The organism is Bradyrhizobium sp. MI1.3 (assembly GCF_055811695.1).
Window position 1 is genome coordinate 24,908 of the sequence record NZ_JBVVPQ010000011.1, and the last position, 20,501, is coordinate 45,408.

The window sequence follows — 20,501 nt, forward strand, 5'->3', positions numbered from 1 at the left end:
ATGCGCGTGAAGGACAAGGTTGCGATTATCGTCGGCGCCGGCCAGAGCCCCGGCGAAGGCATGGGCAACGGCCGCGCCACCGCACTGACCTTCGCGCGCGAGGGCGCCAAGGTGCTGTGCGTCGATCATCATCTGGAATCGGCACAGGAAACCGCCGCCATGATCGCCGCGAAGCATGGCACCGCCGCGGCGTTCAAGGCCGACGTGACCAAGATCGCCGACATCGAGGCGATGGTCGCGGACGCGCAGGCGCGCTGGGGCCGGATCGACGTGCTGCACAACAACGTCGGCGTCAGCCTGTCCGGCGGCGACGCCGAGTTGCTTCAGATCACCGAGGAAGCCTTCGACCGTATCGTCGCGATCAATCTGAAGAGCTGCATTTGGGCGGCGAAAGAGGTGATCCCGATCATGCGCGCGCAAGGAAGCGGCGCGATTATCAACATCTCCTCGATGGCGGCGATCACCACCTATCCCTATGTCGCCTACAAGGCGACGAAGTCGGCGATGATCGCCTTCACCGAACAGCTCGCCTACCAGAACGCGGAACACGGCATCCGCGCCAACGTCATCCTGCCGGGCCTGATGAACACGCCGATGGCCGTCGACACCCGCGCCCGCGAATGGCACAAGACCCGCGCCGAAGTCGAAGCCGAGCGCGACAGCAAGGTGCCGCTGCGCAGGAAGATGGGCACGGGGTGGGACGTCGCGAATGCCGCGCTGTTCCTGGCGTCGGACGAGGCCAATTTCATCACGGGCGTGACATTGCCGGTGGATGGCGGGGCGAGTGTGAGACGGGGGTAGGCGCCGCAAGCGCAGTGCCTCTTCCTTCTCCCCTTGCGGGAGAAGGTGGCGCGAAGCGCCGGATGAGGGGTTCTCTCCGCACATGCACAAGGAGTTCGCGGATAGAACCCCTCACTCGTCTCGCCGCTATGCGGCGAGCCACCCTCTTCCCGCAAGGGGCGAGGGTACACCTCCACCGCGGCTCAGCGCACGCTTGTCACCCGCCAGATTGTCCCGTTGCCATCCTCCGACACCAGCAGCGATCCATCCTTCGCCACAGCAACACCGACCGGCCGCCCCCACACCTCGGTGTCGCTCACCACGAATCCCGTGACGAAATCCTCGTACTCGCCGGTCGGCTTGCCGTCCTTCATCCGGATGCGGATCACCTTGTAGCCGGTGCGCTTCGACCGGTTCCAGGAGCCGTGCTCGGCCGCGAAAGCATCGCCCTGGTATTCGGATGGAAACTGCGTGCCCTGATAAAAGGTCATGCCGAGCGAGGCCGAGTGCGGTTGCACCAGCACATCGGGTATCGTCACCTTGTCCTTGAGGTCCGGCCGCGCGCCGGCATGGCGCGGGTCTTCGTTGCCGCCGATATAGAACCACGGCCAGCCGTAGAACGCGCCTTCCTTCACGCTGGTCACATAGTCAGGCACGAGATCGTCGCCGAGCCCGTCGCGTTCGTTGGTCGAGCACCACGGCAGCCCGGTCTGTGGCTGGACCGCGAGTCCGACGCAGTTGCGGATACCAGTGGCGTAGATCTTCCGCTCCTTGCCATCAGGATTGAAGGCCAGCACGGCGGCGCGCTCGGTCTCGCTCGCCCACGCCGCACCAAGCGGATGGGTTTTCGACCACACATCCAATCCGCCCGGCGGCGTACCCATGCCCTCGGCGACGTTGCTGAGCGAGCCGACCGACACCAGCATGCGCTTGTTGTCAGGTGTGAAGACGATGTCGCGGGTGGAATGACCGCCGTCATGCGGCAGGCCCGCCACGATCGTCTCCGCCTTGCCGCGCGCCTTGAGATCGCCGGCCTGGTACGGAAAGCGGACCACGCTGTCGGTGTTGGCGACATAGACCCATTGCGGATTATCGCCGTTCGGAAAGAAGGCGATGCCGAAGGGCTGCCGCAGTCCGGCAGCGAACACCTCATTGGTCGCGGCCTTGCCGTTTTCGCCGGCGCGCATCACGCGGATGTTGCCCGCGCGCGTCTCGGCGACGAAGATATCGCCGTTCGGCGCCACGCGCACGATGCGCGGAGCCCGCAGGCCCTCGGCGAACAGCTCGATCTTGAAGCCGGTTGGCACCTGAAGCGCACCCTCCGGTGGGCGCGGCACCACGCGCGACGACCTCGCAACCGACCGCGTGGCGCCGGGCCTGACCAGATCCTGCGGCCGGATCAATCTGACCGTGCCAGGCTTGTCGGCCTGCCAATCGCCGTAGGCATCCTTGCCCTGCAGCACCGGCTCCGCCTGGGCGCAGCTCGCGACCGCGACCAGCCACCCGGCGGACATCGCTACGAACGAAATCCTGTTCCTCACGTCGTTTCCTCCCGGCCGTCACGTCTGGCGCATCAACGACGCGCAAACGTTCTGCGACAGGCCAAATGCCTGCCGAATCCCACGTCAGCTCATGCCCGCAGGATGTGCATCAGCCGCAGCCCATCGTACTGGAAAATGCGGCTGATCGGTGCGACACATTGTAAGGGCGGGGCCGCCGGTTGCGGTCATCAAGGCTGCGGCATTGGGGCTGCATCTGTTGGGGTGATCATGTGGGGATCCATCATATCGGAATGGGCGAGCCTGCTGCTCCGCTGGCTGCACGTGGTCGCCGCGATCGCCTGGATCGGCAGTTCCTTCTATTTCATCGCCCTCGACCTCAGCCTTAGGCCCCGGCGCGATCTCCCCGACGGCGTGCAAGGCGAGGCCTGGCAAGTCCATGGCGGCGGCTTCTACCGGATCATGAAATATCTGGTCGCGCCTGCCCAGATGCCGGACGAGCTGACCTGGTTCAAATGGGAGGCCTACACCACCTGGCTGTCCGGCTTCGCGCTGATGGTGGTGGTGTATTATCTCGAGGCCGATTTGTTCCTGGTCGACAAGTCGATCCTCAACCTCACGCCATTCCAGGCCGGCCTGTTTAGCCTCTGCAGCCTCGCGCTGGCATGGCTGCTCTATGAAGGCGCCTGCCGCACCGGGCTCGCGCAACGCGAACTGCCCTTCGCCATCGGCGGCTATCTGTTCCTGGTCGCATTGACCTATGCTTTCACCCACGTGCTGAGCGGGCGCGGCGCATTCAACCAGATCGGGGCGATCATCGGCACCATCATGGTCGCCAACGTCTTCACGCTGATCATCCCGAACCAGAAGAAGATCGTAGCCGCCCTGCTCGCGGGACAGGCGCCCGATCCGAAGCTCGGCAAGTCAAGCAAGGAGCGCTCGGTTCACAACAACTATCTAACGCTGCCTGTCGTCGTGCTGATGATCAGCAACCACTATCCCCTGCTCTATGCCACGCGCTTCAACTGGATCATCGTCGCCATCATCCTGGCGCTCGGCCCCGTGATCCGGCACTTCTTCAACGAGGGGCATGCCGGGCGCAAATCGCCGTGGTGGGTGTGGGGCATCGCAGCGGCGGGCGTGATCGCGATCCTCTTCCTCTCCGCGGCCGGCCCGCGCGAGGTCAAGACAAGCGCGCTGTCGGCGCCGGTCACGGTGGCCAATGTCGAGGAGATCGTGACGTCACGGTGCAGCATGTGCCACGCCGCCGAGCCGGTCTGGGCCGGCATCGTGACCGCCCCCAAGGGCATATTGCTCGACGCGCCCGAGCATATCCATCGCAACATCCGCCTGATCGGCCGCGTCGCCGCCTGGTCCAATGCGATGCCGCCGGGCAACATCACCGAAATGACCAGCGAGGAGCGCGCCATTCTCGCCGCCTATATCGAGCAGGCGCGCTGACGCCGTCGCGCGTCGATATCGCCTTTCGCGGAATGAAATTTCCGCATGTCCCGCCGATTTGAAAATGACTTGACCGCCTATCCAGCGTAGACAGGATTTGTGGCTGCCAACGGCGGTCCAGTCAGTTTGCATTCGGGGAAAGAACAGTGGCTCTCAAGAACGTCATCGGCATCGACCACGCCGTGGTCATGGTTCAGGACCTCGACAAAGCCGCCGAGAATTACCGGCAGCTCGGCTTCACCCTCTCGCCGCGCGGCACTCACAGCGCACATATGGGCACCGGCAACTACACCATCATGTTCGACCCGGATTATATGGAGCTGCTCGGCGTGCTCGCCGCGACCGAGCACAATGCACCCGCGCGTGCTTTCCTGGACCAGCGCGGCGAAGGCATCGAGCGCATCGCCTTCACTGCGGTCGATTCCGCTGCCGGCGCAGAGGAAATCCGCGCACGCGGCCTGGAGCCGATCGGCCCGACCGATTTCGAAAGGCCCGTGACGCTGCCCGATGGCACGATCTCGGCGGCGAAATTCCGCACCTTCATGTGGCCGACCGCGGAAGCGCCCGGCGGCGTGCGCATTTTCGCTTGCCAGCACAAGACGCGGGAGACGGTGTGGATTCCCGAGCTGATGAAGCACGCCAATGCGGCCAAGCGGATCAAGCAGACATTGATCGCGACGCCCGAACCCGCGAAGGAGGCCGCGCATCTGGGACGGCTGATCGACCGCGAGCCGAAGAATGAAACCGACGACGCTGTGACCGTGGCCTCCGGTGGCGATCGGGCCGATTTCGTTTACTTGACGCTGGAGCAGCTCGGCAAACGCTATCCCGACGTGCCGCTCGCGGGTCTTTCCGAACGCGGAGGCGCTGCCCTGGTGCTCGTGAGCGGCGATCTCGCGGCCACCGAGAAGGCGCTTGGTTCGGCAGCGGTGCGCAGCGGGTCTGCGATCTGCGTGCCGCCGGCCAAGGCGAACGGCACTCTGCTCGCCTTTGTTGCCGGCTGATTTGAACTAATTCTTTAACAAACGTTTTACCGCGCCGTCCTAGGCTCCTGGGCTACCCGCGCCTTCAGGGGCCAAGCGCATGTTCAAAGAGAAATCGCCGATCGCCTATGACGCGCCGGCCGAACTGAAGAAGTGGCCGTCGCTGAAAGGCGAGAGGCAGAAGGATCGAGGTCCGCCCTATCTCGTCTACGACGGCACGCTCGCCGACTGCGTCCGCGAGCTCATGGGCAAGCCGATCAAAGGCATCTCGCTTTACGACATCATGACGAGGCCGCAAGCAGCGTTCGACCAGACCGTGCTATCGCCCGGCGATGCCGCCGAGATCGCGATGCGCAAGGACTTTCCCAAAGACTAGTTCGAGGCGCGCCTGCCGACGGACTTCCGCCGCTGCTCGGACGAGGAGTCCGTCGGCGCATCCAGGAAGACCACCGGTGTGCCGCGCTTGACGTGCTCGCCCAGCGCGCGCACGTCCCAATTGGTCAGCCTGACGCAGCCATGCGACGCGGACTTGCTGACCCTGTCGGGCTCCGCCGTTCCGTGGATGCCGTAACCCTGCGCGGACATGCCGATCCAGTATGCTCCTACCGGATTGTTCGGGCCCGGCTGAACATCGAACGGCTTTTTCGATTTGACGCTTCTGAACTTGTAGTCGGGGTTGTAGTGATAGACCGGATTCTCGTGGGCGCTGGTGACCTTGAGCGTACCGCTCGGCGTCGGACGATCCGGACTTCCGATTGACGCGGGATAGAATGCGATGAGGGTGCCGCCCTCGTCGAATGCTTTCAGCGTGCCGTTCTTCTTGTCGATGTCGAGCCGCGCGATGTGCGGCAGCTCTCGCCGCGCCGGAACGTTTGCAACGACGATGGTCTCTCCGGCCTTGTCGAAGGCCTTGTCCGGGTTGAGCGCCCTGAGCAGATCGGCGCTCATGTGGAATTTCTCGGCAAGCCCTTCGAGCGGACTGGTGTAGCTCAGCGCCTTCAGCGGCTTCATGTCATCAAGCTTGCCGGGCAGCTCCTTCAGAAACGGCCCCTTCACATCCGCATCCGTGATCTTGTATTCGATCAGGATCGGGCCTTCGCTCGCGGCGTTCAACTTATCCCAAAGCTCCGGTGCGATCGTTTTGTCGGATGCAACGCCGTTCTGCTCGGCGAATGCCTTCAGCGCCTTCTGCGCGTTCTCCCCGAGCTTGCCGTCGATCTCCCCCGGCGAGAACCGCGCACGGTCGAGCAAAATCTCAAGCTTCACGATCGATGCGTTGAGCTTATCGGCAGCAATTTGCTTTGCGGGACGCGCAGCGTCGTTCACCGCTGCTGGATCAAGATTGCCTGCAAGCGCCGCAGAGATCACCGACAGCGAAATCACCGCGCCAAGCATCCATCGCATCATCTCGCTCGTCCCAATTCGCCATGCCCGCAAATTCGCGGAGACAAGAGTTTCCCGGCGGGAACACCGTAGTAACACCGGCGGAACCGGTGAGACCGCAGCTTTGCCGCAATCGCACGGTTAAGAACTCCTTATCGCCGGCGCACCGCTGGCCGTTCACCCACAGTTCGAGGTTGCTCCAGCAAATGCGATTTGTCGTCGCGGCTTGCGCCGCGTTCATGATTCTGATGTGCGACTTCGATCCGTCGGTGTCCCGCCAAACGTCAGCCTTCGATCACACCGTTCTTCAAAACACTCAGGCCTCGCCACTTGTTCCGGTGGTCGAACTGTTCCTCGCAAGCGTGCAGGCGCTTGAGCTCGCCAATGCGCGTGCGGCCTATGAGGAGATGCCCGAGCCGCCGGATACGGTCGAACCCGTCGCGCAGGCGCCGGTTTCGCCGACGGAGCGCTTCTGCCACGCGCTTCGCGGAGCGGCCGAAGCCAGCGGCATTCCGGTGCCGTTCTTCGCACGTTTGATCTGGCAGGAGAGCCGCTTCAAGTCGAACGAGGTCAGCCAGGCCGGCGCGCAAGGCGTCGCACAGTTCATGCCGCAAACGGCAGCGGAGGTCGGGCTGGATGATCCGTTCGATGCGATGAAGGCGCTGCCGGCGTCGGCCAAATTCCTGCGCAAGCTACGCGACGATTTCGGCAATCTCGGACTTGCCGCAGCCGCCTACAACGCAGGCCCCGGCCGGATCCAGAAATGGCTTGCCAAAGAGAGCGAGCTGCCGCGTGAGACACGCGACTATGTCCGCATCATCACCGGCACCAGGGCCGAGGACTGGACCGAGCGCGCGGAAGCCCTCGCGATCCGGATCGACCTGCCGCGCGAAGCTCCCTGCGAGGGCATCGGCAGCCTGTCCAAGACGAAAGACGTCGCCTGGGTTCCGGTGAACCTGACGCCCTCGGTCACGACCATCATTCGCAAGGCGGAGCAACTGGCGGCGCGATTGACGGCCAGCCGCGCACGCAAGCGGCTCGCGTCCCTGATCCGGAAGAGCACCCACGGTAAGGCACGCAACATGATCGCCGCGCGCGCGGCGGGAAAGAGCGCGAAGGCCCGCGCCATCCGTTTTGCGGCGCGCGAACGATCTTCGGGCTGATGCGAAATCCGGAAGCTGCTCGATGGAGCGGCTTCCGGTGGTCCGCGAACTAGTCGATCTCCTCGATGATGCGGCGTTCGCTGGGCTCGACGACATAGGTCCGCGTATCGCGGTGGATGTAGCGGTACTCGCGCAGGTCGGGCGCGTCCCGGTAGACGCTGCTCGGGAATTCCTCGACCTCGACACTCTCGGGAACGCGGTCACCAACATGGATTTCGGACCGCGCAGTGCTGCCGGTGGTCTGTCGTTCGCTCCGTCCCTCGGTGCGGGTCTTCGCATGCTTGCGGATCACTTCGCGATCGCGATCCGAAAACTTGCGGGCGCTGCGCTCGCGCGTGGTCGTCGTTGTCGCGGTGGATTGTCCCGAGTAAGGCAGCACCGTCACGATCTTGTATGTCGCCGGATCGACCACCACGATCTCATCCTTCACCAGCGCAAAGCTGTAGCCGCGATATTGCGGCACGATCTCGACCACGTCGGGCGGCAGCGTCGACAGCTGGACATCGCGCGGCACCACCGTGCCGACGTTGAGCGAGAAATTGACGCTGGTCAGCGGCCGCACGTTGAGATGGGAGATGGACGCGCTGATCTTGGTCTCCTGCTGCTTGTCGAGGTTGACGTTAGTGCGGGCGGCGGTCTGTGAATTGGCGCCGGTCCGCTCGCCCTGCGCCTGATTGCTGCTCGGCGCGTTTGGCGATTGCTGGGCCTGGTTGGCGCCACCTGCACCAGGCGCCTGCTGTGCCTGATTGGTATTGTTCGACGGAGGATTGGAGCGATCCTGCGTCTGGTTCGCGTTCGCCGCCGGCGGATTGGCGCTCTGCTGCGAGGCGGGCTGGTTGCCGGCCGTGTTGGAGTTTGCCGTACCGCTGGCCGGCCGGGAGGACGTGTCCGCGCTGTTGGTGGCGTTGGTCCCGGAGCCGGAATTGGCCGACCCGGAAGACGGAGTGGTCGCCTGGGTATTCTGTGTCGACGCTGCCGGCGTTGATGATTGCTGCGGCTGCGACGTGGTCTGTTGCGTTTGTGCCGCGCCAGAGGGCGACGTGTTGGACGGAGCTGCGGAATTCGACTGGGATTGCGGCGTCTGCTCGGATTTGGTGTTCGTGCTTGGCGATTGCGCAAAGGCGGCGTTCGCCAGCACCAGCCCTAAGGCTGTCGTTGCCAACAGGCGGATCATGGTTCACTCCCTTGTTCGGTCAAAGCGTTGGCTATTAACCTGCGCTAAAACCGTCTGTTCCACTTTTTCCCGGGCGAATGCGCCGCCTGCAGGGAACCTGCGATGCCATCGAAAAGCGCCGGGATCATTGCCTATCGGAAGCGCCGGGGAATCGAGGTTCTCCTCGTTCATCCCGGAGGACCATTCTGGCGCAACAAGGACCTCGGTGCATGGTCGATCCCGAAGGGCGAGTATGCGGACGAAGAAGACGCAGACATCGCGGCGCGACGGGAGTTTGCCGAGGAGCTTGGACTTGAGCTGTCCGTGCCGCTGACTTCGCTTGGTCAGGTCAAGCAGCGCGGCGGCAAGATCGTCACCGCGTTCGCGGCTGAGTTGGACCTCGACGTGCGCAGCATTCGCAGCAACAGTTTCGAGATGGAATGGCCGCCGCGCAGCGGCAAACGTCAGACCTTTCCGGAGGTCGATCGTGCCGAATGGTTCACGCTCGCAGAAGCGCACGGGAAGATCAACACAGGACAGCGCCCGCTGCTCGAGCGGCTGGCTGAGGTGGTCGGCATCACGCCAAGCAGACGCCCTACTCCGCCTTGATGTTTGCCGCCGCCACGACTTCGGCAAGCTCCTTGGTCTCCTTCGCGATCTTGGCGGTGTACTCGGCCGGACTGAGCACGCTGACGACGCCCTGCGTCTCCAGCCGCTCACGTAACACGGGATCGTTGGCGGCGGCGACGATCTCCCGGTGCAGCATCTCGAGCGTCGGCGCGGGCGTTGCCTTCGGCATGAAGAAGCCGACCCAGAACGAGATGTCGAAGCCGGGATAGCCGGCTTCCGCGACGGTCGGCACATCAGGCAGCGCCGGCAGCCGCTCGGCTGAGGACACCGCGAGCGCGCGCAGCTTACCGGCCTTCACCAGCGGCACGGCGGACAAGGGATCGAACACCGCCAGGACCTCCTGCGCGAGGATGCCGACCTCGGACGCCGCACCACCGCGATAAGGCACGTGGATCATCCTGACGCCGGCTTTCTGGCTGAGCAGCTCCATGGCGAGATGGGCGAGGTTGCCGTTGCCGCCCGAGCCGTAGGCAAGCGCGCCGGGCGCACCCTTTGCCGCGGCGACGAGATCGGCGACGGTCTTGATGTTGGCTGTCTTGGGATTCTCCGGGTTGACCACGAGCACGAGCGGCGCCGACACGACGGTGGTGAGCGGCGAAAAGTCCTTTTCCGGGTCGTAGCGGATATCCCTGAACAGCGTCTTGTTGAGCGTGATCGTGGATGAGTTGCAGGCCAGCATCGTGTAGCCGTCGCCTTCCGCATGCGCGACGCCTTCGGCCGCGATCATGCCGTTGGCGCCGGCGCGGTTCTCGACCACGAAGGCTTGTCCGAGCTTGTTACTCAGCCGATCGGCGACGATGCGCGCGACGACGTCGACCGGGCCGCCCGCGCTGAAGCCGACCATGATCTTGACCGGCCGCACCGGATATTTTTGCGCGAGGGCCTCCGTCGTCACGCACAATCCGGCGACGATCGCCAGCAGGCGAAGCGTTCGTTGCATTCGTTCTCTCCCCAGACAAATCGCAGCCGCTTTGCATGATGCGGCGCATTCGCGGATCATGATGAGCGGCGGCGGCGGATTTCGCAATCGCGTTTGCACGCTGGCATTCCGTCGCGCGGCAGGTTGGAGCCGCTTCGAAACAAAAAACGCGAAAACAACCCCATGCACAGTAGCCGGCACCTGCAAGAACAAGGACTTGCACGAACGAGGATTTGTACGAACGAGGATTGCGCGCTTCGCAATCTTCGTTTGACTCGTCGGGCAAAACACCGGCAGAATGCCATCATCGCAACAATCGTCAGCGTCCACGCCGCCCGTCCACGGGGCGCCTCGGGGCACCTCGCGGCGATTGCGCGTAAGCCCTTCATCAACATCCTGAAAATCCCACAGGCGCGCGAGCCGAGCGATCGATGTCGCGCGCAATGAGCCCGCACGGGCAGAGGACACAGCACATGACGACATCTGCGAAACGCCACAGCACGCTGCCAGTTGCGGCAAACGATCGCAGCGGCCCCGCCGCGAGCCCGCGGGTCAAGCTCTACAAGCGGCGGATTGCGATCCTCCATGCCGACCGCCAAGCCGGCGAACGGCTGCTGGCCGAGGCGCTCGGCGCCGCCGACTGCGACGCGCTGCATGGTCTCCTCAAGCAATTGGTGAAGGCCAGCATGACCGGACGGAAGCCCGATGAAGCCAATCTCGCCTTCATGATCTCGCTGGTGAAGAGCATCGCGCCGAAGGATTCGATCGAGGCCATGCTCGCCGTGCAGATGGTGTCCGTTCACGCCGCAGCGATGCGCTCTGCCTGCCGCCTCGCTCTCACCGACGACATTCCGCAGCAGGAGAGCCTCACGCGCGCATTGACGCGGCTGAGCCGCACCTTCGCAGCCCAGATCGAGGCACTCAGCCGTCACCGCAACAACGGCGAGCGTGCGATCACGGTCCGGAATTTGTCGGTGCAGGATGGCGGCAGGGCGATCGTGGGCAACGTCACGCAACACGCCAGCATGATCGTCGCGGAGCCGAACGTTGACGTAGAGGACGGCGCCATCGCATGAGCAGCGATCACGTTCGCAACACCAGCCCGATGCAAGCGAGCCGCCGCTGCGGCGCAAGGGCTCGTAGTGGTACCCCCTGTTGCGCGCCGGCGGTGCGCGGCAAGAGTCGATGTCGCATGCATGGCGGCGCCGCAAGGACAGGCGCGCCGCCCGGCAACCGCAATGCGCGGAAGCATGGGATGTTCACGGGGGAAGCGGTCGCGGAGCGGAACAACGTTCGGACACTGCTGGATCAGGCAGGCGAACTGCTTCGCGAACTAAGCCGCGCCAGTCCGTCGGCGGAATGACAGCGAACGGCTGTTGCGCGTAGCGTCGATTGCGACCGTGGATATCCGGAGGTCACGGCGACCATCGATCGTGCTCCTCGCGGTAGGCATGCTCGTTGAGACGGTCGGCGATCTCCTCCGCCACCGGCTCGCTTTCGGCGTCCGCAAGCGGTTCGCCCTTGTTGGTCTTGACGGTCGTCTTGCTGGTCTCAACCGGGAAGTCATCTGGATGGATCGCGGGCTTTTTCAGGGCTCGTCCTTCGGTGGCGGTTCGTCAACCAATTCAAACATCGGCTCGAGATCGTCTCTCGCCTGCCTCAAGACGCTGGCCGCGCGCTGCACATCGGCGCCGCCGCTGTCGACGAGATTCGCGTGCCAAGTCCTTCCCACGCCGGTGATCTCAACCGGCGTGATCGCGATCTCCTTCACGAGCTTCGCAGTCTGGATGCGCATGGACAATGGCAAGCACCCCGGCCGTGAGGTCTCGAACGGTGATCGCGGTTCTGGACATCGACGTATTTGCTCTCCGGTCAATCGCTGCGGCAAGCCTGGCTCTCGGCAGGATCCGCCCGGCTCAATCCGACGCCGTCCTTGCCGAATCCGCGCGACTGGTACGGGTTCCTTCGCCGGTATCCAGACGATAAAGCGCAGCAGCACCGCCAGCGAGGATGAGCACGATGATCAGGATCGCAATTGCGTTCGTTCGCCTCAAGGCTGCCTCCTTCAATCGTGGTGCTGCTCCTCAATCGAGCACGCTGGCGCCGGGTTCCGTGAAGTTTCCATGACTTGCGGCGCCCCTAATCGCCAGCCGCTTTGAAATGCTCGCAGCATCGGAACTTCCCGCGGGTGCGCCACTTTGAATGGGCAACGGAAAGATCCAGCCATGAATGCAGAAACGGAACTGAAATTCCGGATTTCACCGCACAAACTGTCGTCGATTTTGCGGAGCGGCGCTGCGGGCCAGCGCCGCGACAAATCCGAGCAGACGCTGGTGTCGACCTACTACGATACGAACAGGCACAAGCTGAGGCGCCACGGCCTAACGCTACGCGTTCGCAAGATCGAGGACCGCTACGTGCAAACCGTCAAAGCAGGCAGCGCGGGCGGCGTAAGGCGCGGAGAATGGGAGCACGAGGTCTCCGGCGCAAATCCCGATCTTGCCAAGACCAGCCATACACCGCTCCGGCGCCTTGCTACGGGGAAACTTCCCCGCAAGCTGAAGCCGGTATTCCAGACCGACATCCGTCGGATGGCGCAGGCCCGCCGCGTACGAAAGAGCCAGATCGAACTCGCCGTCGACCGGGGCCGCATCAGCGCCGGGCGGCGGTCACGGCCCGTTGCCGAACTGGAGCTGGAACTCAAATCCGGACATGTCGCGGACCTGTTCCGCCTCGCGCGCCATCTCGAACGCCGAACGGGGGCCGAGCTTGATCTGCGCTCCAAGGCCGAGCGCGGTTACCAGCTCGTCGCGAACAGCGGCGGCGGCGCGCAACATGCCGAGGCGATCGAGCTCATTCCCGAGCAATCGCCGCACGAGGCATTCCGCGTGATCGCGCATTCGACGCTGCGTCACATCACGGCGAACGCCGATCCTGTGCGTGACCTCGATGCCGAGGGCGTTCATCAGATGCGCGTCGGGCTGCGGCGCCTGCGCGCGGCGATTTCGCTGTTCGGCGACATCCTGCCGCGAGCAAGCACGGCGCGGATCAAGGCCGAGCTGAAATGGCTCACCGACGAACTGGCGCCTGCGCGTGAAATCGACGTGTTTCTGAAGGAGAGCATACAGCCGATCACCAGGCACGGCGTCCCGGCACGCGGCGCACGGGCGATCCGCGAGAGGTTCTCAAGGCAAAGGATGGCGGCTTTCAAGCGCGCCCGCGACGCGGTCGCGGCGGCGCGTTACCGCCGCCTGCTGATCGATACGATCGAGTGGATCGAAGCCGGACGGCCTCGCGTCGATGACGACCGCTCGATCGCCGCCTACGCCGCGGAGGTGCTGGATCGGCGCATCAGGAAGGCGCGAAAGCAAGGCAAGCGACTGAATAATCTCGATCCGGTGCAACGCCACAAGCTGCGGATCAAGATCAAGAAGATTCGCTATGCAACCGACTTCTTCAGCAGCCTTTACGGCGATCGCGGCCAGAGGGAGCTTGCAGCTCTTTCCGGCCGGCTGAAGCAGATTCAATCGGCCCTGGGATCGCTGAACGACTTCATGACACACCGCAAACTGGCGACCGAGGCTGCGCTGGCGGCGCCGCCTGCACACCGCCGCGCCCAGGCTTTCACATCGGGGGTCATCGTCGGCCAGGAACGCGAGGCCGCCGATGGCCTGATGAAGGACGCGGCAAAGGAGCTGCACCGGTTGCGCCGGCTGCGCGCCGTGCCCAGCGGCTGAGCTGAGGCTCCCATGGATTTCCTGATCCGCCGGGATCATCGCTGACAGACTGACCGCCGAGCAATCCCCATGTCCGATCTCGCACTCAACGATGCACGTCCGGCCGCGCAAGCCGCCGCCAAACCCGACCTCCACAAGAAACCCCATGTCAGCATGGTGGCGGTCTTCCTGCTCTTCCTCGTCAGCGGCATCGGCTATGCCGCCTACGGCATCTTCACCGATACGCAAAGCGTCGGCGAGCCACTCGCGATCAGTGCGCTGCTGCTGCTGGGCGTCGCCCTCATGATCGCACTCGGCTTCGAATTCGTGAACGGCTTCCATGACACCGCCAATGCAGTCGCGACCGTCATCTACACCCACAGCCTGCCGCCGCTGACCGCGGTGATCTGGTCGGGCGTGTTCAACTTTCTCGGCGTGCTCGTTTCCACCGGCGCGGTGGCCTACAGCGTGATCACGCTGTTGCCGGTCGACCTGATCCTCCAGGTCGGCAGCGCCGCCGGCTACGCCATGATCTTCGCCCTGCTGATCGCGGCAATCATCTGGAATCTCGCGACCTGGTCGATGGGCATCCCGAACAGCTCGTCGCACTGTCTGATCGGATCGATCATGGGCGTCGGGCTTACCAACGAGCTTCTATTCGAGCACGCCGGCGTTCGTCGACATCACCAGCAAGGCGAAGTGGGTGTTCGCGGCGCATGCACAAGGCGCTCAGCAGGTCAGTCCGAACGATGCACGCGGCCTGATCGGGACCGCGCTCAAGACCCGGAACCTGAACCGGCCGGACGTGTTCGCAGCGCTCGCAAGCCTGTCCGACGAGGTCGCCAATGACGTGAAGAGCTACGGATCGATCAGCCGGGTTCCGGCGGCGGCGACGCCCAATATGCGCAACGACATGTACCTGGCGGCCGACGCCATCCGTCTGCTGCCCGAGGCGGGCGCCAAGCTCGAGCCGGGCGATGCCGCGATCCTGAAGAACTATCGCACCAGCCTGGAAGACGGCACGCGCTTCATTCCCACCTGGGTCAAGGTCTCGGTCGCGATCGCGCTTGGCCTCGGCACCATGGTCGGCTGGCGGCGGATCGTCGTGACGGTCGGTGAGCGCATCGGCAAGCAGCACCTGACCTACGCGCAAGGTGCTTCGGCCGAGCTGGTGGCCGCCGGCACCATCCTCGGGGCTGAGGTTTACGGCATGCCGGTGTCGACCACGCATATCTTGTCCAGCGGCGTCGCCGGTACCATGGCGGCCAACGGCTCGGGGCTGCAGACGGGCACGATCAGGAACATCGTGTTGGCATGGGTTCTGACATTGCCCGCGGCCATGCTGATCGCCGGCCTGCTGTATATGATGTTCCACGCCGTGATCTGACCGTTCGCCATCTGCAACGATGGTCTGTCGGCGCGCCACTTGGGCACGGGCCGCCCGATCGTGTAACGCCACCGAAAAGCTGATCGGGACGGGACGCTGATGGGGACCGCGCCACCAACGACGCGGGCGGTGCCCGCGCGCTGATCCTTGCGTTGCTCGCATTGGAGCGAGATCAAAATAGCTGTCTTCTCACCCGCCGTGCACGGCGAGTCTCGCTGCCGCATGCACGGCGGCGCACGGAGATCAGGCGCGCCGAAAGGAAATCAGAATGCGCAAACGCACGGCGCATTCACGCGTGATGCGGCCGCTGAACGAAGGCAGCTTCACGAGGTGCTGGATGATGCGTTGAAGCTACTTGGGGAGCTGTCGCGAGTTGCCGAATAGATTCTCAAGCCAGCGTAGATCGCAATTGTTGTTGACGAGGACGCTTGCAGAGACCCGCAACAGATGCCCTGCAGACTTGCACCGTGGGTCATTTTCTTAGAGTCCCTGAGGGCTTTGCTCGGCTACGCCGTCACGAGCGGACAAGCTCGGCGCCAGCCTCGAGATCGGCTAAGGGTTGAAAAGCAGCAGTGGGCGCCAAGCAAATGCTGTTGGTCCACGCCTGGGCGCGGGCTAACGCTGCGCTGGCGCGCCAGAAAGCCCTTGACGCAACAGAACACCATGGATTTGGATCGGTCGGAGGGCCTTGATTAGTCGATGGACGGAGCCGACCCTTGGGATTTTTGCTGAGAATTATGCTCGCAACCGCTTTCGTGAACCTTGCTCCAGCCGTTGTACAAGCGAAGAAAGCCGTCGCTTCTCCTGCCTTGCAGAAGGAATTCGATGCCTTCATCGAGAGGTTTCGCGCGGCGCTGAGGACAAACGATTCCGCCGCCGTCGCCGGTATGACACGATTGCCGTTCATGAACGACAGCGCAATTCGTGACGCCGCGCAATTTCGCGCCAAGACCTATCCGACCTCGTTCACGGCGAAAAACCGCGCGTGTATCCAGCGCGGCAAGGCCGTCTACGACCGCGATCAAGAGAACAATGACACTTACTTCGTCTTCTGCGGCGAGGTCATCTTCGTCTTTACCAAGACGCCGGCGGGGTTCCTTTTTACCGATGTCGGCGCGAATGACTGATCAGGCAACAATATAAAGCGCATCCGCGCGACCAGCGACGGAAGGCCCGCTCGCCCGCGGGTGCGGCAACTCCTGCTAACCACTCAACGGGAGTTCACTGGTGCCTGCGCCCGCTCGGCGTCGGCGGTCGCGGTGCCCATGTATTTCGATTGGAAATGAGCAACCCGCTCGCGCCACATTCCGACGAACGCCTCCGACGTCAGCTTCTCCACGGATTTCCACGCCTCTTTGACGGCCGGAAGCGTATTGCCCCAGATCGCGCGCCTGCACCATTTTTCGCCCTTCTCCCTGCCTTCGCCAGTGGCGCACATCGATTTCCAGGCGATGCGATTGGGTTGGCTGAGGTGCTCCGCGGCGCCTTCCCAGCCCTGCTGATGGATCAGGTAAAGATCGTTCAAGTCCGGCTTCCTGTGCGTCACCCACTGGAATAGAATGCCTTCCGTGATGACCTTGTAGGCTGCCGCAACGGCATTATCGCGGGGACTAAGAATGTCTCCGGAGCCGAATTTTCTGAACTCGTATTTGCTCAGCTGGAACAGCCCGATATATGACCCGGTGCGCTGCTTGGGATCGAAACCGGACTCGACCTTGGCCACGGCCTTCATGAAAGTGAAATCCAGACCGAAAGCGTCGGACGCGCGCTTGATCTCTTCCACCGGCGTTCCGACCGGGATGTCCTTGAACGAACGCAAGACGATCGCCGCCGGCTTCTCGGCAGGCGGCAGTTCGGACCAGACATAACAAATGAGATACCGGAAATCCTGCGGCCCCGTGCTGGAGGCACCGCCGGATGCACCGCACGTGGTCGGCGCCAGCTGGGCGACATCGTGGTGGCCCAAGTCCACCGAGTCCTGCGCAGGCGGTAAATCGGCCGACAGCGTTTGCGACGAATCGGGCAACGCGGCCACGACGATCGATTCCGATTTATCCGAGGCCGCCGTGGTGTCGGTGGCCGTCCCCGCCGCGGGCTCAGCGGCCGTCGCCACTTCGGCGCTAGCAACAGCGGCGTTCGCGGGTCCGGTGTTGCCCATTGCGATTGCCTGCGGTTCATCCGCGAGCATCGCGGTGGCGGCGAGAGATGCTGCGCGGTCCTGGATGGTCACTGCGCGGGCGTTCTCGGTGCCGGCCGGACCCAAGCCAGCCAGCCAGCCAGCGATCCACCCCGCGAGAACGACCGTTCCGCAAAACGTCGGCGCCACTATCGCAAATCGCCGCGGGTCCATGATGCCGTCGCCCCCATACGCTCCACCGGAGCCGTGTAGAAAAGCCAAGCATGCGAAGAGGCTCATTCTTGGGTTCAATGTGGGTCGCGCAATGGCGCAAACGGCCGCTCGTCAATTTTTCCGAAACGTGTTGCCCGATTGCAACGCGTCGATCACAAGCAATCGCGCCCGTCTCAGCGGCAACTCCCACGGTAATTGTGAGTACGGTCCAATTTTCGACCCACTGCGACCAGATTTGGAGGAGAGGCTTGGTGCGCTGTCAGGATGACGCATCAGGCTTCGGCTTCGCGCATCGTCTCGAAACGATGGAATCGCGCCTACGGGACCGGGCGATGCTCGTTAAGGAATTACCAGCAATGCAGCGCGCGATAACAACCGCTGTACTCGCCATTTTCATGCTCCCTGCGGGGATCGCACACGCTCAATTTCTGTTTGGACCCCAACACACGTTCTGGCGAAGCCCATACGCTCCGTACAAAGACAAGCACCACCACCGGCAGACAAACTCTGAAACGGCCAAGAGCGTTCGGCCCGAGCCCCTTCCGAAGGGCCCGCTCCAGATCATCATCTCGCTCGCAGACCAACGGGTCTCGCTTTTTGACAACGGGGCCCTGATTGCACGCTCTTCGGTGTCCACGGGAATGGAGGGGCATCCGACTCCCCTCGGCGTGTTCAGCGTCATCAGCAAAGAACGATGGCACCGTTCAAATATTTATAGCGCCGCCCCCATGCCCTACATGCAACGCATCACCTGGTCAGGGATAGCGTTGCACGCCGGTGTCGTGCCCGGGCATCCAGCGTCACACGGCTGCATCCGTTTGAAAAATGATTTTGCCGTTCGACTCTGGCATCTCACGAAGCGCGGCACGCGCGTGATCATTGCGCATGGTGATGTCCAGCCGGTCGAGATAACCAATCCGCATCTTTTTCAACCGAAAGCCGCGTCCGGTTCGTCCGAATTCCAGAGTGCCACCGTCGCAACCAAGAGCATCGGTGCAGCCGCGGCAACGCAGGGATCACTGGTGTCAAGCGCCGAGACTCCAGAAGCCGCCAGTCTCCAGGAGCCGGGCTCGGCTCCCGCTGCAAGCGTGCCTAAAAAGATCGTCCCGATCTCCATCTTCGTCAGTCGTAAGTTGAGCAAGCTGTTCGTGCGTCAGGGCTTCACGCCGTTGTTTGATGTCCCGGTCAAGATCGAAAATCCGGAGGAGCCGCTGGGAACGCACGTGTTTACCGCAATGGAATTCCAGAACGAGGGAACGGCTATTCGCTGGAGCGTCGTGTCGATTCCAGAGGAATTGCCCCGTATGTCCGAAGCTGCCACGAAACGGCGAGAAGCGCCCGCGAAGCAAACCGCGCCGGAACCGTTACCCGACAAAGCCAACGCGGCGCTCAACCGCATCGAAATGCCCCAGGATACGGTTGAGAAGATCTCTGAACTCCTGACGCCGGCCTCTTCGTTGATTGTTTCCGACAACGGAATTAGCCAGGAGACGGGAAAAGACACGGATTTCATCGTGGTAACGCATTGACGCGGCGGCGCACCCCACCAACACACGATGTCGCTGAGCAAGCCGGTGGAATTGTCCGATCGCAATTCTGGTGCAACTTGATGTCCGCACCTGAGCCAAAGCGGCGCGAGGTCGGCTAAGGGTCACAAACGGTCATGGACCGGCTGCGCGGGACAGGTCAGCTATGGGCCAGAAGGCGACATTACAGGCCACCGGCTATCAACTCGTCCGCGATTCTGACAAAATACCTACGCTTGGCTGAATACATCTGACGCAACGATGGGGCAGCAATGGTGCAATGCGTTTTAGGCCGGCCTGGCCCGGTAGGCGACCCTTCGGTCGTCCGATCGCTGGGTCTTGATCGGATAGCCGGCTGTGTTGCTGTGCACATGCGTGCCCTGTTTCTCGTGCTCGCACTACTGGTCGCGGGCACATCCGCCCAAGCGGATCCGCAGCGCTTTCGCGCTGGCATCACGCGCATCACCGTGCAGGACGCCGTCCCGTTCGATGCATTGGTTGCGTATCCGACAGACGCGGCCGAAGTCTCCTTTCAGGATGGGCCATTCACAATCACTGCCAGTCGCGATGCGCAGATCGCTTCCGGGACGCGCTCTCCAGTTATCCTCTTCTCGCATGGTGGTGGGGGAACGATCAAAGCGGGGGGCAGTCCGTTCCCTTATGCCGCTCTTCTCACGTCCTTGGCGCGCGAAGGTTTTGTGGTGATCGCGCCGTTTCATCCTGGATCCAAGCGCCCTCGCGAAGCTCTCGAAGATCGACCACGTCAGATCCACAAGGCTCTTGATGCTATGTTGGCCGATCCACGCTTCGCGACGCATGCCGATCCTAATCGTCTTGGCATGATGGGATTTTCTTACGGCGGAGCCGTCGCGCTGATCGTCGCGGGCGGGGCTCCTAGCCTAGCTCACCTAGCGGCCTATTGCCGAGACCGGACAGACGATCCGATGGCCTGCGACGGCGTGCCGACCGATGGCTCCTTGGCCAACGCGGTCGGCAAGAGATCGGCGGATGCGCTCGCCGTGAAAACTCTCGTCCTGTTGGAACCGTTTGGTTCCTTGTTCGGTCGGGACGGGTTAACATCGGTCGACATGCCGACGCTCCTCTATCGCGCGGAAAGCAGCGCTCTCAAAGCTGAGGGCAATATCATCGCTCTCGCGGCGGCATTGCCCCATCCGCCTCGACAGGAGACCGTACCGGGCGGCCATTTCATATTCTTCGGTCCATGCCCTCCCGCGGTGGAAGCTGAGGCGCCTGCGGCCTGCAAGGATGCTCCCCGCGTCGACCGTGCATCGGTCCATCGACGTATCGAGGGTGAGATTGGATACTTCCTGCGTCGGAATCTATAGCAGCGCAGTATAGACCCCGGTGTCCGCTTTGGATCACAAGCTGAACTGGTGCATTGAAAGCCAGGGGCCCGCTTCGTGTCGAAAAGCGGACGTCGGGTGGTTGAGTCTGCGGGTATGATTAGGGACAGGATTTGAACCTGCGACCTCAAGATCATGAGCCTAACGAGAGCGCGGTCGACCCAGCCCCGGTCAAACGCTGCATGCC

General features: G+C 63.2%; 18 protein-coding genes and 1 pseudogene. 13 read left to right on the forward strand and 6 right to left on the reverse strand.

Annotated elements, in window-relative coordinates; genetic code table 11:
- The gene (locus tag AC0L3A_RS10340; RefSeq protein ID WP_007594092.1) at positions 1 to 801 is read left to right on the forward strand and encodes an SDR family NAD(P)-dependent oxidoreductase; all 801 of its coding nucleotides are present in this window, start codon (positions 1 to 3) and stop codon (positions 799 to 801) included.
- A gap of 182 nt (positions 802 to 983) precedes the next feature.
- On the opposite strand, the gene AC0L3A_RS10345 is transcribed toward AC0L3A_RS10340, so the two are convergent.
- Positions 984 to 2,321 (reverse strand): PQQ-dependent sugar dehydrogenase, encoded by a 1,338-nt coding sequence (locus AC0L3A_RS10345; protein WP_473254301.1) that lies wholly within the window; start codon positions 2,319 to 2,321, stop codon positions 984 to 986.
- A 228-nt stretch (positions 2,322 to 2,549) separates the two neighbouring features.
- Here AC0L3A_RS10345 and AC0L3A_RS10350 point away from each other — a divergent pair, with 228 nt between their 5' ends.
- The 3 genes from AC0L3A_RS10350 (at position 2,550) to AC0L3A_RS10360 (ending at position 5,099) form a co-directional block, all read left to right on the forward strand.
- Positions 2,550 to 3,740: a urate hydroxylase PuuD gene (locus tag AC0L3A_RS10350; protein ID WP_473254302.1), complete on the forward strand. Its 1,191-nt coding sequence runs from the start codon at positions 2,550 to 2,552 to the stop codon at positions 3,738 to 3,740.
- 146 nt (positions 3,741 to 3,886) lie between these two features.
- Positions 3,887 to 4,744, forward strand: a complete 858-nt coding sequence (locus AC0L3A_RS10355; RefSeq protein WP_473254303.1) for a VOC family protein — start codon at positions 3,887 to 3,889, stop codon at positions 4,742 to 4,744.
- Positions 4,745 to 4,823: 79 nt separating this feature from the next.
- Positions 4,824 to 5,099: a hypothetical protein gene (locus AC0L3A_RS10360; protein ID WP_007594098.1), complete on the forward strand. Its 276-nt coding sequence runs from the start codon at positions 4,824 to 4,826 to the stop codon at positions 5,097 to 5,099.
- On the opposite strand, the gene AC0L3A_RS10365 is transcribed toward AC0L3A_RS10360, so the two are convergent.
- Positions 5,096 to 6,130, reverse strand: coding sequence for a L,D-transpeptidase family protein (locus AC0L3A_RS10365; protein WP_473254304.1), 1,035 nt, complete (start codon positions 6,128 to 6,130; stop codon positions 5,096 to 5,098). The two genes, AC0L3A_RS10360 and AC0L3A_RS10365, sit on opposite strands and share 4 nt — an antisense overlap.
- A gap of 182 nt (positions 6,131 to 6,312) precedes the next feature.
- Here AC0L3A_RS10365 and AC0L3A_RS10370 point away from each other — a divergent pair, with 182 nt between their 5' ends.
- Entirely contained in the window at positions 6,313 to 7,269 is a 957-nt protein-coding gene (locus AC0L3A_RS10370; RefSeq protein WP_354129422.1) for a lytic transglycosylase domain-containing protein, read from the forward strand.
- Positions 7,270 to 7,318: 49 nt separating this feature from the next.
- Here the strand turns inward: AC0L3A_RS10370 and AC0L3A_RS10375 are convergent, their stop codons facing one another.
- Positions 7,319 to 8,443, reverse strand: a complete 1,125-nt coding sequence (locus AC0L3A_RS10375; RefSeq protein WP_473254305.1) for a DUF1236 domain-containing protein — start codon at positions 8,441 to 8,443, stop codon at positions 7,319 to 7,321.
- Positions 8,444 to 8,545: 102 nt separating this feature from the next.
- Between AC0L3A_RS10375 and AC0L3A_RS10380 the strand changes: the two genes are divergently transcribed.
- On the forward strand, positions 8,546 to 9,031 hold the full coding sequence (locus AC0L3A_RS10380; protein ID WP_007594105.1) for an NUDIX hydrolase: 486 nt from the start codon (positions 8,546 to 8,548) through the stop codon (positions 9,029 to 9,031).
- Here the strand turns inward: AC0L3A_RS10380 and AC0L3A_RS10385 are convergent.
- Entirely contained in the window at positions 9,018 to 9,992 is a 975-nt protein-coding gene (locus AC0L3A_RS10385) for a Bug family tripartite tricarboxylate transporter substrate binding protein (protein WP_473254306.1), read from the reverse strand. The two genes, AC0L3A_RS10380 and AC0L3A_RS10385, sit on opposite strands and share 14 nt — an antisense overlap.
- A gap of 452 nt (positions 9,993 to 10,444) precedes the next feature.
- Between AC0L3A_RS10385 and AC0L3A_RS10390 the strand changes: the two genes are divergently transcribed.
- A complete protein-coding gene (locus AC0L3A_RS10390; protein WP_473254307.1) occupies positions 10,445 to 11,047 on the forward strand; it encodes a hypothetical protein in 603 nt (200 codons plus the stop codon).
- A gap of 29 nt (positions 11,048 to 11,076) precedes the next feature.
- Complete coding sequence (locus AC0L3A_RS10395) at positions 11,077 to 11,334, forward strand: HGGxSTG domain-containing protein (RefSeq protein WP_007594111.1); 258 nt, start codon at positions 11,077 to 11,079, stop codon at positions 11,332 to 11,334.
- Positions 11,335 to 11,559: 225 nt separating this feature from the next.
- Here the strand turns inward: AC0L3A_RS10395 and AC0L3A_RS10400 are convergent, their stop codons facing one another.
- Positions 11,560 to 11,772: a hypothetical protein gene (locus AC0L3A_RS10400; protein ID WP_473254308.1), complete on the reverse strand. Its 213-nt coding sequence runs from the start codon at positions 11,770 to 11,772 to the stop codon at positions 11,560 to 11,562.
- A 424-nt stretch (positions 11,773 to 12,196) separates the two neighbouring features.
- Between AC0L3A_RS10400 and AC0L3A_RS10405 the strand changes: the two genes are divergently transcribed.
- The 3 genes and pseudogenes from AC0L3A_RS10405 (at position 12,197) to AC0L3A_RS10415 (ending at position 16,201) form a co-directional block, all read left to right on the forward strand.
- Positions 12,197 to 13,708, forward strand: a complete 1,512-nt coding sequence (locus AC0L3A_RS10405; protein WP_473254309.1) for a CYTH and CHAD domain-containing protein — start codon at positions 12,197 to 12,199, stop codon at positions 13,706 to 13,708.
- Between the two features lie 69 nt (positions 13,709 to 13,777).
- Positions 13,778 to 15,074: pseudogene (locus tag AC0L3A_RS10410) on the forward strand (inorganic phosphate transporter).
- A 716-nt stretch (positions 15,075 to 15,790) separates the two neighbouring features.
- On the forward strand, positions 15,791 to 16,201 hold the full coding sequence (locus AC0L3A_RS10415) for a hypothetical protein (RefSeq protein WP_007594128.1): 411 nt from the start codon (positions 15,791 to 15,793) through the stop codon (positions 16,199 to 16,201).
- 83 nt (positions 16,202 to 16,284) lie between these two features.
- Here AC0L3A_RS10415 and AC0L3A_RS10420 read toward each other — a convergent pair whose 3' ends face one another.
- Complete coding sequence (locus AC0L3A_RS10420) at positions 16,285 to 17,424, reverse strand: lysozyme family protein (RefSeq protein ID WP_473254311.1); 1,140 nt, start codon at positions 17,422 to 17,424, stop codon at positions 16,285 to 16,287.
- A gap of 251 nt (positions 17,425 to 17,675) precedes the next feature.
- On the opposite strand from AC0L3A_RS10420, the gene AC0L3A_RS10425 reads away from it, so the two are divergent.
- Positions 17,676 to 18,953, forward strand: a complete 1,278-nt coding sequence (locus AC0L3A_RS10425; RefSeq protein WP_245286082.1) for a L,D-transpeptidase — start codon at positions 17,676 to 17,678, stop codon at positions 18,951 to 18,953.
- A 368-nt stretch (positions 18,954 to 19,321) separates the two neighbouring features.
- Entirely contained in the window at positions 19,322 to 20,296 is a 975-nt protein-coding gene (locus AC0L3A_RS10430) for an alpha/beta hydrolase family protein (protein WP_219685132.1), read from the forward strand.
- Positions 20,297 to 20,501: the final 205 nt, after the last annotated feature.

Coding starts and splice junctions, on each gene's coding strand:
- AC0L3A_RS10395 (WP_007594111.1), top strand. CDS start 11,077: ATGCAAGCGAGCCGCCGCTGCGGCGCAAGGGCTCGTAGTGGTACCCCC.
- AC0L3A_RS10360 (WP_007594098.1), top strand. CDS start 4,824: ATGTTCAAAGAGAAATCGCCGATCGCCTATGACGCGCCGGCCGAACTG.
- AC0L3A_RS10405 (WP_473254309.1), top strand. CDS start 12,197: ATGAATGCAGAAACGGAACTGAAATTCCGGATTTCACCGCACAAACTG.
- AC0L3A_RS10390 (WP_473254307.1), top strand. CDS start 10,445: ATGACGACATCTGCGAAACGCCACAGCACGCTGCCAGTTGCGGCAAAC.
- AC0L3A_RS10365 (WP_473254304.1), bottom strand. CDS start 6,130: ATGATGCGATGGATGCTTGGCGCGGTGATTTCGCTGTCGGTGATCTCT.
- AC0L3A_RS10375 (WP_473254305.1), bottom strand. CDS start 8,443: ATGATCCGCCTGTTGGCAACGACAGCCTTAGGGCTGGTGCTGGCGAAC.
- AC0L3A_RS10340 (WP_007594092.1), top strand. CDS start 1: ATGCGCGTGAAGGACAAGGTTGCGATTATCGTCGGCGCCGGCCAGAGC.
- AC0L3A_RS10380 (WP_007594105.1), top strand. CDS start 8,546: ATGCCATCGAAAAGCGCCGGGATCATTGCCTATCGGAAGCGCCGGGGA.
- AC0L3A_RS10350 (WP_473254302.1), top strand. CDS start 2,550: ATGTGGGGATCCATCATATCGGAATGGGCGAGCCTGCTGCTCCGCTGG.
- AC0L3A_RS10385 (WP_473254306.1), bottom strand. CDS start 9,992: ATGCAACGAACGCTTCGCCTGCTGGCGATCGTCGCCGGATTGTGCGTG.
- AC0L3A_RS10370 (WP_354129422.1), top strand. CDS start 6,313: ATGCGATTTGTCGTCGCGGCTTGCGCCGCGTTCATGATTCTGATGTGC.
- AC0L3A_RS10430 (WP_219685132.1), top strand. CDS start 19,322: ATGCGTGCCCTGTTTCTCGTGCTCGCACTACTGGTCGCGGGCACATCC.
- AC0L3A_RS10420 (WP_473254311.1), bottom strand. CDS start 17,424: ATGGACCCGCGGCGATTTGCGATAGTGGCGCCGACGTTTTGCGGAACG.